9 protein-coding genes are annotated in these 11,626 nt (G+C 38.2%); 3 read left to right on the top strand and 6 right to left on the bottom strand.

Features of this window, described 5'->3' with window-relative positions:
* Positions 1-34: 34 nt before the first annotated feature.
* The 5 genes from psiE to AC3Z9T_RS09785 all read right to left on the bottom strand — a co-directional run bounded on the left by psiE (position 35) and on the right by AC3Z9T_RS09785 (position 5,862).
* Positions 35-451: a phosphate-starvation-inducible protein PsiE gene (gene psiE / locus AC3Z9T_RS09805; protein WP_490125991.1), complete on the bottom strand. Its 417-nt coding sequence runs from the start codon at positions 449-451 to the stop codon at positions 35-37.
* Positions 452-630: 179 nt separating this feature from the next.
* Positions 631-1,041 (bottom strand): GFA family protein, encoded by a 411-nt coding sequence (locus AC3Z9T_RS09800; protein ID WP_490125990.1) that lies wholly within the window; start codon positions 1,039-1,041, stop codon positions 631-633.
* Between the two features lie 69 nt (positions 1,042-1,110).
* Complete coding sequence (locus AC3Z9T_RS09795) at positions 1,111-1,374, bottom strand: hypothetical protein (protein ID WP_490125989.1); 264 nt, start codon at positions 1,372-1,374, stop codon at positions 1,111-1,113.
* Between the two features lie 188 nt (positions 1,375-1,562).
* A complete protein-coding gene (locus AC3Z9T_RS09790) occupies positions 1,563-3,041 on the bottom strand; it encodes a DUF3999 family protein (protein ID WP_490125988.1) in 1,479 nt (492 codons plus the stop codon).
* Complete coding sequence (locus tag AC3Z9T_RS09785; protein WP_490125987.1) at positions 3,031-5,862, bottom strand: DUF2339 domain-containing protein; 2,832 nt, start codon at positions 5,860-5,862, stop codon at positions 3,031-3,033. Before AC3Z9T_RS09785 ends, AC3Z9T_RS09790 begins: the two co-directional genes overlap by 11 nt.
* Positions 5,863-6,658: 796 nt before the next feature.
* Between AC3Z9T_RS09785 and AC3Z9T_RS09780 the strand changes: the two genes are divergently transcribed.
* The 3 genes from AC3Z9T_RS09780 to AC3Z9T_RS09770 all read left to right on the top strand — a co-directional run bounded on the left by AC3Z9T_RS09780 (position 6,659) and on the right by AC3Z9T_RS09770 (position 9,437).
* Entirely contained in the window at positions 6,659-7,582 is a 924-nt protein-coding gene (locus AC3Z9T_RS09780; protein WP_490125986.1) for an AEC family transporter, read from the top strand.
* Positions 7,583-7,720: 138 nt separating this feature from the next.
* Positions 7,721-8,698 (top strand): class II fructose-bisphosphatase, encoded by a 978-nt coding sequence (gene glpX, locus AC3Z9T_RS09775; RefSeq protein WP_490126267.1) that lies wholly within the window; start codon positions 7,721-7,723, stop codon positions 8,696-8,698.
* A gap of 250 nt (positions 8,699-8,948) precedes the next feature.
* On the top strand, positions 8,949-9,437 hold the full coding sequence (locus AC3Z9T_RS09770; protein WP_490125985.1) for a DUF4822 domain-containing protein: 489 nt from the start codon (positions 8,949-8,951) through the stop codon (positions 9,435-9,437).
* A 60-nt stretch (positions 9,438-9,497) separates the two neighbouring features.
* On the opposite strand, the gene dtpA is transcribed toward AC3Z9T_RS09770, so the two are convergent.
* Entirely contained in the window at positions 9,498-10,967 is a 1,470-nt protein-coding gene (gene dtpA, locus AC3Z9T_RS09765) for a dipeptide/tripeptide permease DtpA (protein ID WP_490125984.1), read from the bottom strand.
* Positions 10,968-11,626: the final 659 nt, after the last annotated feature.

Here is an 11,626-nt window from a genome sequence, read left to right as displayed (position 1 = left end):
TCCCTTTTCTATTTTAAAAAATAATTGAATTATTCTACTCTCGTTTAAGTCTTTCTGTATTGGCGATAAATAATGCAATTACTAACACTAAGATAGCTCCTGAATGGAGTAAAGTTGTCATTGGATCACTATGGTCGACAATAATTAAGCGTATTACCGCAGTAATTCCGATATAAATAAAATATCTCAACGGGAAATGGTAACCAGATAAAAAATATTTAGTAATCAATGCAATAAACTCAAAGTAAAGAAAATAGATAACTATTCCCTCTAATAACTCATAGGCTGTGGCTTCTTTTTGACCACTAAACATCAGCAATGCCATAGTATAGGTTTCTTTGGCTAAAAAGAATACAAGTACAACCGCCAGCGCAATCAAGCCAATGTTTAATACCCATTGTAAAACCCATGCGATATTACTTGCATGTCGCATATTTCTCATACTGTTCATCTGCAAACATCCCTAAACATTAATGGTTATTTATACAATTTATGGTAACGTTTTATTTACTTTACCTGTTAAATTAACAGAATTAAATAACCCTATATAATAAGTTACTGGTCTTTTAAGTTATTATAATGCATATTCTAGACATTAGCACTACTGAGAAATAGCAAAGAGCCTCTCTATTAGGATTGCTGGCTCATCAAGTTAATAATATCCTGCTCAGTCAGCATCGGTGTTTTTTCAACAAAATTATAGTAAACCGGTTTACTATCAACGAAGATCTGCATCGCCAAACTTGCATTTTTAGTTTCCTCAAACAAAGTTGAGGAAACATAATAAGATGACGGGGTATGGAGGTGATAAAATAGGTGAGTACCACATTGCTTACAAAAAGCACGTTCAGCCCATTCCGATGATGCAAAACGGCTAATAAACGCCTCGCCATCGATACTGACATCATCATGGCAATCAATAGTAAAACCTGGGCCACCATTCCAACGTTGGCACATTCCACAATGACACACACTAATTTTATCAACGGGTTGCTGAGTTGTTATTTTTACTGCGCCACACAAACATTGACCTTGGGACATAATAGTTTCCTTTTGCAGTGATACTAAGCGAATGACTATGAAAGAAGCGTAGCACAATAAAAGTCATAATTAGGACTTTTTATTATCAATTCTGAATTGGCGCCCATTAAAACGGCGATCAGTCGTTTTTTCAGATAGCTCAATACTGTTGACTTCCACCTGCTCACGCATAGACTCGATATCTCCTACATCCCCCATTTTCATTTGCTTGAGTGAATGTTCAATTCTTACATTTTCATGAGGAGCTACTGTCTCTGTTGTTTGAGCAAATACAGATGCACTGGTTAATAACGCTATCGCAATAAATAATTTTGAAAATATTCGTGTCTTCATTGAGTTCTCCTTAAGCTAGAGCTTTGTTTTAACTCAATACTTTGTCAAAAAATAGCACTTAGGAGTAATCATTTGGAGGGATTTGTAAATTTTTTAATGAAAGATAATCATCTGGTTTTATTTGATAAATTATTAAGAGCGTCACTAAAAAGGAGGTATCATAACCTCCTTTTCAATTATTTATTTCATTATGGCTTAGGATTTTTACTGTTAATTTCTTTTACTAGATACCAGCAAAAATAAACTAACACAATGATCCCGAACCCAAGCAAAGCCCACAATGCCCCAGTCATCCAATCAAAATAGCTTTCCGCTGAATTATTTGATGTGAGTTGACCTTCGCCCCCCAACTCAATAATGTCATTTGATACTGATAATTCGGGATAACGATGCATCAGTTGCTCAACAGTTAATGGCTGCCCTAATAAGTCCTGATAATTCATATTATCCAAGCCTGCGATCTGGCTCCCCCAAACTAACAAATAGGGAGATGCACCTTGCATATTGAACACTAAATTAATCGCATCACGCATTCCTTCAACATAAGGCGGTTTATCATCCCAACTCCCTTTCAATGCCGTGATCCTTATTTTTTTAACCATCAAACCATTTACTGGTACATCTGGATTATTAACTTGTTCACCATTATTAATTTGGTTATAGGCAACAATATTGGTTAACGGTAACCAGTTTTCCCCTGAATTAGAGGTGTACTCAATTTGCAATGGCAATACACGATTAGTTTGTTGCAACTGTATCGTTATTGCGCTCAATGGTTGCGCTGAAGGTAAACGATAGATAAGTTGATTTAACGACATACCTTCATTGTTGGTAATAAAGTGACAAGTTTCTTGTCGCCTTGTTGAATGAAATACTTTAGATGTTGCTTGCACCGATTTTAAATCAGGCACGCTAACCTCTTTAGCTGCTACCGTAATCATCATTAAATAAGGCGCCGTTAACGCTGAATTGTTCCCCGACAATAACTCTATCGTATTACTGCGGATTTCCCCTGCGTTAGAATTTAAACTCATGATTGGTTGGTTCGTAGAAATACTCTCCCAATGCTGTTTGTCTTGACTTGCATAGATAAAAGACTTGGCTTGCCAATCTTGTTGGTTACTAGTCCAATCTAAAGACAAAGTTTGAATTGGCAAATGACTTTGCTGTCCATCTTTACGTGTTAATAAGAAAGCTTGATACTTAATGTCTTGTTTATTCTCTACAGACGGTATTTCAATACGACTAACTTTACTGGGTATTGTTTCAACCAATAAATACTGTCTCTCATTCAACGCTTCTTCTTTTGAACTGACTTGATCTGCCTTAATAATTAAAGGCTGCAAGGAAAACTGAATTTGTGATGTCTCACTGCTCTCTTCAGAGTCAAAAAACAGTGCAGAAGGAACTTCTTGACCTGTTCCATTAAACACCCTGATATCTTGCAATGTTTTCGAGTGCGCTGAATTAACATAAGCTTCAGAAGGCAACTCCACCCACGCAAAAGGCGTATCTTCAGTTGTTCCATTTAACTCGGAGCCTTGATAAAAGTCATAAGGGGTCAAGACTTGGCTATTTTGCCCATAACCATAAATAGTGCCAGAAAATAACAGTGAGAAAACAAGGGTACAACCCCCTAACCACATCCTTTTGTATTTAGTTAGCATTATCATCTACTCCATCGGCTCCTTTTTCTTGCGTTACTTTTGGTGGAAGCGGGGAAAAATAACCAACAACCAAAATAAGCACAGCAACGGCAATAAAACTAATTGCTCTTGATAAACCATCTTGCCCATAGATATCAATAAGGAATAATTTAGCGATAACACAGGCAAAAATACCAGCACCGATCAGCCAACTGGCTCTATTGTGCTTCAAAGCAGCAAAAACCATAAAGCCAAGTGCAACTAATGACCAACTAATTGAAAGGACTGTTTGTATTAATCGAGAATCAAATAGCGTATCGAAATTCCAGCTGATTTCGGAAAAATCAGCCACCGCACGGAGTATAATGCCGTTAAACCATAACCCGCTAAGAATAACCGCAGATAAACCTAACCCACGAATAACAAATAGGTCAAACTCACTAATTCGTTTTAATTTTTGTATCAGGCCACGGCGCATCAATAACAGCGAGGCAATACTAAATAACCCTGCTTCATCTAACGGATTAATCAGCGGGATGTAATTCCAGAATGTCAATTTCCCATCTTCTAAGTTGGCAATAAAAGACAGCCAAATCAAAACTACAGTGACAGGTAAAAATGCATACCAATAAATCATTCCGTTACGCTTCATAGGTGGCAATTTTTGACTTTGCAACCAATACAACACCAAGGTTGTTAAAGTTATTGCCATGACATAAATAAAATAGCCAAGCTCATTCATACCCCAAGGCAAAATCGCCACAAACCAATTCACTTGTGTCGCAATAAAGGCCAAGATCAACCAAAACGTTGCCCCATGCAATATACGCCGTAACCACACATTACGCGCCTTATGGGCATGCATGGCGAACAAGACCGAGCTCCCCAACATCACAGGCCAAATCAGTGAGCTCTCACCTCTCCCCATTGGATTCTCATCATTGATAAAATCGAATGCAAGATAATAGTAACCAATTAACCAAACAAACGATTGGCATAATAATAACTCAACCCAGTCTGTTTTAATGGCTAATAAACGCCATAACCAAGCAGAAATAATCACCAATGCCATAATAATGAAGCTTTCCGATTCCCAGCTCCACGATAAAATATCGGTAATGACAGGTAGCCAAAAATACCAAACCACTAATCCAAGTAGCAAAAAACCGTAACTCAATAATTTAAAATTAGCGGATAATTCACGGCGGATATGGAATAACGCTCCCGCACAAAAACAAGCCACCAACAAAACAGGCACCATATAAGTACTTGCTCGGCTCCATGAATATAAAGAAAAACCGCTCAGTAATGTAACTGCGCTGATAATAATCAGCAGTGTTGCTACAATCACTAGTTTGTTGCTACGTACAGAAAAGCCGTACCATAATAAGAGTAACCCTTCAACAGACCAAATAATCGCGGTCCATTCAAAAGTAAGAGCCAACGGTATTGCTAAAGTGATAAAACCTACGCCAATCACAATATTACCGAGAGCTAGGCTTTTCCCTGAGCTACTATATCGTTTGTGAATTTGAACGCTAGCAAACAAATACAGAGCACCTAATAAAAGTGCCACAAAACTAGGAACAAGGCCTATTTGCCAAGAAATCTTATACTGTAATGCCATCGTGATGAATGGAGGGAGGAATAACAAAGTATAATCAACAACCATTTGTTTTTCGTGTGGGTAACGTAATGCAAATAATTGAGTGAGAACATTAAAGACGACTAGGTTAGCAATCAGGAAAATTTGGCTAGATGCATAATATTCTATGTGATAGTGGCTCCATCCCCATAATATGGCGACTGCATAGGTCATAAACATGCCAACTAAATTTAATGGGCGCCATGCCTGCCAAACACTGATAACCAATATCGCAATGGATAGCATCAAATAATATGAGAATAGCAGAATGTGATTACCGCCACCCGTCGATAATAAAACAGGGGCTAAATATCCACCTAATGAAGCGAGAATGGCTAAGCTAATCGCCCGTTGCAATAGTGCGAGTACAATACTTGCTGCGCATATCAAAATCATCGCAACGAATGCCATGCTATAAGGCAGCATGGTATACAGCTTAAAAGCGGCAAATATCGTAATATAAAAGCAGCCTATCGCACCACCTTGCAAAATCAGTGCGAATAATGATTTCTTATGTCTTAAATACCAACCGATCCCGAGTAAAAACAAACAACCTACCGCACTCATCAATAAACGTACTTGTGGGGAAAGAACGTTATTTTGCACACTAAACTTAAGCAAATAACCGATACCAAAAAATAACAATAAAATGCCAATTTTAGCTAAAGGATTTCCTTGCCAAACCCAACTGAAGAAATGACTAAAAATAGGCCAAGCCCCATCATTTTGCTCGCGGAGCGTTTTATTTTCTTTATCTGATGCGCGGTCAAAACGATTAACGTCAATGTTATATGTTGAAGTGTTTTTACTACCAAATCTATTTACGTCTACTGACGATGTTGATATCGAGCCCACCGTTTGTACTTGTTGTGGCGCCCCTTCCGTCGACATACTTGTATTAATTTCTGTTAATGTGCCGACATTATTTTGTAATTCACTCGATACTTCTACTGATAGTGTTGAATGTACAGCTTGTTCTACTGGTGATGGTCCGCTGGCAGAAATTGGTTCGGTGAGTATATTCTGTGAATGATTTGCGTGAAATTTTAGCTCTTTTTCTAAAAATGCTATACGTTGATTTTGTTGTGAAAGTTGTTGTTCCATGCGATTTGCGCGATTTAGCGCGATGATGGAAAGGATTGGTGAAATAACCACCAAAATGACAACTATGAACCCTACTAGTATCAGGATATCCACAAATAGGTTTCCCTCATAATCAAACTCACAATATATACTCGTTATGCTTCAACCAGCAGTACAATGCATGTTAAGAAAAGATGGCGACACTAACTAGCCGCTTAACTGCACCTCGAATGAATTAGAGTACCTACTCGTCATACTTAAAGTTGCAGCGCCTTTCATTTAGGTATGGTGACTACGTTCACTTACGCCAGTCACAGTGTTTTCTATGCGCCTAGCGATTCGCTCACTGGTCGCCTAGCTGCGCCTCGAATTATTTAGAGTATAGAAAATTAACAAAAAAAGAGTAATCGAAACTTCAACTAGTGTAGATAGCATTCTACCCATTGCCAATGGGCTGTAATAAATTATTACAAAATTAAAGCCGACTGTTAATTATACCCTGAAAAAACAGTCAAAAAAAGAGCGTTCAGGCAGATTTACTTCTGTAAAGACACTATTTTTACGTAAAATCGCAATAAATTATTTTATTGATAACAAAGGCATTATTTATGCCCCGCCATTTTTTAAGTTTATTTATTATTATAATTCGTCAATTACGATGATTTTATTTTTATTTAATAAAAAATTTTCTTTTTTACGTATTTTCCGATTTATTTATGATATTTATATAATCACATTTTTTATATATTCAATGATTAATTAATAGCACCAAAACATATCGATAAAAGAATAAATTGCAGTGCAGTTGAAAACATAGCAAGCCCTGTGAGCAGTACAATTACATGAGCGCGTTTTTGGCTTCTCACTGCGAATTAAATTATCACAATACAATCAAAAGATGAGGAGTGTTATGTTACTACATATCATCATGGCCGCCCTAGGACCTATTATTCTTGGTTTAGCTGTCGGGTGGCTATCTGGGAAATATGGCTTTATCAAACGTGAGTATTCGCAAGCCTTTGCCGACTTTGTCGTAAAAATTGCCTTACCTTTCGCTTTATTTTTAGCCGCTGCGCAAGCACCGCCTTCTGTTCTGTTAAATATTGATTATTTACTGGCACTTGCTGTTGGTTTAATCGTTTCTTATATCATTGGCTTTGTTGGTGGTAAAGTTTTTTTCCGTCATGATAAAAAAGATGCTGCAATGCAAGCGCTGTCGGTTTCTTTCCCAGATATGGCTTATTGTGGGCCACCGGTACTATTAGCCACTGTTGGCTCTTCTGGCTTAATCGCGATGGTTCTTGGAAACTTAATCTATACCATTATTATCATTCCCTTTACCCTGTTGATGATCAGCGGTAGACAGCAAAATAACAGCGTTTTGAAATCGATTGGTAAAGCTATCGCTCAACCATTAGTTTTCTTACCTATACTCGGCGCTTTATTAGCCATTTTTGGCGTCAAACTACCTGAAATTTTACAAAACTCCGTCAATGAGCTAGGTAAAACAGCTGGAGGCGTCGCACTCTTTTTCCTTGGGCTGTTGCTTTCTGGTATCAAGCTGACAATTAACACTGAAATCATTTTCAACGTTTTTATAAAAAACTTTGTACAGGCTGCTTTGATCCTTGGCACAGGGATCGCACTAGGACTACAAGATGATATGTTGAAGGCTGCGTTTATTATTGGTGTGCTGCCTACTGCAACAGCGGTACCCGCATTAGCAATCAGCAATAAAGCCTATACTGAAACATCCGCAGGCACCGTATTATTAAGTACGCTCGCTGCACTCATTTCAATTATCGGTGGTATAGCAATAGTCGAAATGCTGTAATCTTTTCTATGGCAGGTGATCTCCACCTGCCATATTTTATCCCCTCACCGCTGTTTCATTCGCCAGGCATTTGCCAGATAGATCACAAAAAAAGTATCATATACGCTGTTTTTAGCATTCAGGAAATAAATAATGAAAATTAGCGATGAGTTAGCTTATGCAATCGCTTCAGTCACAGAAGTTGCTGCGCTAGCAGCACATGAATGGGTTGGTAAACAGGATAAAAACGCTGCTGATAAAGCCGCTGTAGAAGCTATGCGTAATCGCCTGAATCAAATTGATTTTCACGGTAAAATAGTAATCGGTGAAGGTGAAATCGATGAGGCACCTATGTTATATATTGGTGAGCAAGTCGGTAACCTATCGGCTAAACATAAGCTCGATATTGCGGTTGACCCTATCGATGGAACACGTATGGTAGCTTGTAATGAACATAATGCCATTGCTGTTCTTGCTGCTGCACCAACAGGAACACTGTTACAAGCCCCAGATATGTATATGGAAAAATTAGTGGTGGGTTCGGCTGCTAAAGGTGCCGTTCACCTTGCTAACCCACTTGAAAAAAATCTTGAAAACCTTTCTGCGGCACTTAATAAACCGATTTCAAGTTTATCTATTGCAGTTTTAGATAAACCGCGCCATCAACACATTATGCAGAACCTGCGTAATTTTGGTGTAAATGTTATCGCGATCCCTGATGGTGATGTTTTAGCATCACTTTTAGCTATTTTACCTGAGCATGCTATTGATATGATGTATGGTATAGGTGGAGCACCAGAAGGAATTATTAGTGCGGCTATTGCTCGCGCATTAGGTGGTGATATGCAAGCACGACTGGTATCACGGATCCAAGCAAAGGGAGAGACGCCACAAAATAAACTAATGGCTGATCAAGAAGCTATTCGCTGCCAGCAAATGGGGGTTAGTATTGGTGAGGTCCTCACATTAGATACAATGGTGAGCACTGATGATGTGATGTTTGCAGCGACCGCAATCACTCCAACCATTTTAATGGATGGCATCTCATTAAACGGTGAAAGCCGAAGCTCAAATACCCTATTAATCAATGGATACAGCCGCTCATTGAAGATAATTAATAACCGACATTTTAATTAATATACCACTACCAAAACTGGCATTAATTAATCAAAGTGCCAGTTTTGTCAACTCACATTGACCGAATACCATCAAGTAACGATCAATATGCTCTGCTTAATCGTCGTTATGATGATTGATTTGTAAATTTAACTCGGCTGCTGACACCATTAGCAATACTTTTTACCTTCCTATTTCACTCTTCTTCTTCTAACTTAATAACAGGTATACTTTTTAACCATTCATATTCTCATCTAATAATGGAGTATTTATGAAATTAAAACCTCTAATTGCAGCCATCATTGCTTTATCTAGCGTGACTGGTGTGGCAGCTCAAACCAATTCAGCAACTATGACTGGATCTGCTACAGCTACTAGCACAGCAAAACAACTCAATACTTATGAAAATATCATGATTGATAAAGTTTGGGTAACTACAGAAGCGCTAGATCAAGACAATAAAAAAGTTGATCCTGCTGATGAACAAGTCGCTAATTTCTTTGGATTAGCAGAATACTATCCAGATGGCTCATTTAAAATGACAACCCTTGATGGAAAACCAAAAATGCAAGGTGACTGGTCATTTAGTCAAGATGGTAAAAGCCGCTCATTGACAGCAAAAAATGATAAAGGTGAAGTACTATTCACTCGTGTTGTAGAAAACATCACCGTTACACCGGATGAATATACTTATCGTATTTACCCATCACAAGATGATAAATCAAAATACTTTGATATCGTTCATCAAGTAAAAAAATAATACCTTTGGATAACAAGAGGGTCACTTCTAAAGTGACCCTCTTTCGCTTAACGCTAAATACTAATCACGCTCTAATGTCATTCGATTGAGCATTGGTGCCGTTATTACCATCAAAATAGCAATAACACCGGTTACAATACCGATTTTAAGGAATACATCGCTGTATACTGCCAATGAATCAACAGAACTCGTTAGCTCCCCTTTTGGCACCGCTGCCATAGAAGCGACATAACCCGCAATAAATGCAGCTGCGGAGTTAGTTAGGAACCATGATCCCATAATAAAGCCCATCAAACGCTGTGGAACAAGTTGTGCCACCATCGCTAAGCCTAAACCGGAAATCATTAGCTCACCAATGCTTTGGAAGCCATAACAAATAATCAGCCAATTAACCGATACAATACCCGCTTCATTGGCAAACTTCGCACCTAAAGGCAACACAAGGAAAGCCGCGGAACAAAGTAGCATACCGATAGCAAACTTATGTGGCATTGGTAAATGGTCACCCATTTTATTATAAATTGCAGCAAGAATCGGGCTACCAATCATAATCCACAGTGGGTTTAAGGCTTGGTATTGTGCTGGTTCAACACTAAAGCCTAATATTTCATGTTCAACATTATGCAATGCAAAGAAGTTAAGTGATGTAGGCATCTGGCTATACAGAACAAAGAATACGATCGCTTCTAGCATCAAAATCAAAGCTACGATCATTCGACGGCGTGCTGTACCATTTAACGCAAGGGTTTCTTTAATAAAAATAATAATGATACCCAGTGAGATGATACCTAGCGCTGCACGAGCGATACCCATGTTGTGCAATAACCATGTTGAAATTGAAATCAAGGCCACAACACCAACAATAGTTGCTAATAATTTAGAAATTACCATGGGAGCAAAGTCTGGCTTAGAACCGTGCTGTGACACCCACTTTTTACACATGAAGAAGTTAATTAGCGTGATGACAAGACCAACCACACTAAGTGAGAAAGCAATATCCCAGCCATAATGTTTCGCCAGCCAAGGTGTTGCTAACATAGAGAAGAAGGAACCAATGTTAACGGACATATAGTACATGGTAAATGCACCGTCCAAACGTGGGTCATCTTTGGCATAACAAGTCGATAATAATGAAGATGGGTTAGCTTTAAATAAACCATTACCAACAGCTATCGTTGCCAGCCCCACATACACCATAGAAACATCATGGTCTGAATAAGCGACAAAAGCATAACCAGCAATCAGTACTAATGTACCGAGAACGATAACACGTTTTGTACCTAGGATTTTATCGCCTAACCAGCCCCCAATTGCGACAAAGCCATACACTAAGGCAGCAAAAGCAGAAAACAACGTAATGGATTCTGTCTCTGACATGCCAAGAACTTGGCTAAGGTAAATTGGGAGGATCCCCTGAAGGCCGTAATAACCAAAACGTTCCCAGAGTTCGATAGAAAAGATTAGATAGAACGAGCGAGGTTGCTTAAACGCGTTAAGACTTATTTCCTCTTTGTTGTTAGTTGTGGACACTAGTTACCTCTATGACAACCTGTACATATAAATAAAAGCAAAATGGGGTACTGTCTATACCCTCAGCATTGTTATGTTCTCAAGAATTAACGTTTCAAAATCCAACTTTTCAGACTGATAAAGTATACGTCCCTGACTTCGTACTCCATAAATTCAGCCTTCAAAATTAACATCTGTGTGTAATCGATGCTAATGAACAACAAACAGAAAATTCAATGAGTTAAAGCAAATTTGATTATTTATTCAACATTTATAGGGATAAATACCGCTAGCCATGCGAAAATCAATTAAGCAATATACGCTATTTATGCACCAAAGATAAAGATTTAGTTAGTATCAATTACCCACTCAATAGCTCAATATCGTGATTAATGTCACTTTTGCAGTCGATTTAACAAGAAAGTGTTGCCCATTAATTAACCAAATGTATGTTCGTTGTTAAGTATATTGTGCTTATACCAAAACACGATTACAAAATTTATTGCTGCTCTGTGTTTATTTATAATACAGTTTTCTATTTAAGCTATTGTCTTAGCCCGACAACTTATCTTTCCATACAACAACATCAAACTAACTAATTATTCATCCAAGGAAATATCAACAACTGAGATGATGATTAGCAAAATCCGCCGTAAACCTTCGCCCTATGCGGGCGGAGA

Source organism: Providencia sp. 6390, assembly GCF_058148425.1.
This window is presented reverse-complemented; position numbering and strand designations above follow the sequence as displayed.

Bases quoted from the DNA above. Each gene is read 5' to 3' on its own strand.
- AC3Z9T_RS09780 (WP_490125986.1), top strand. From the start codon at position 6,659: ATGTTACTACATATCATCATGGCCGCCCTAGGACCTATTATTCTTGGT.
- AC3Z9T_RS09795 (WP_490125989.1), bottom strand. From the start codon at position 1,374: ATGAAGACACGAATATTTTCAAAATTATTTATTGCGATAGCGTTATTA.
- AC3Z9T_RS09790 (WP_490125988.1), bottom strand. From the start codon at position 3,041: ATGCTAACTAAATACAAAAGGATGTGGTTAGGGGGTTGTACCCTTGTT.
- AC3Z9T_RS09800 (WP_490125990.1), bottom strand. From the start codon at position 1,041: ATGTCCCAAGGTCAATGTTTGTGTGGCGCAGTAAAAATAACAACTCAG.
- AC3Z9T_RS09770 (WP_490125985.1), top strand. From the start codon at position 8,949: ATGAAATTAAAACCTCTAATTGCAGCCATCATTGCTTTATCTAGCGTG.
- psiE (WP_490125991.1), bottom strand. From the start codon at position 451: ATGAACAGTATGAGAAATATGCGACATGCAAGTAATATCGCATGGGTT.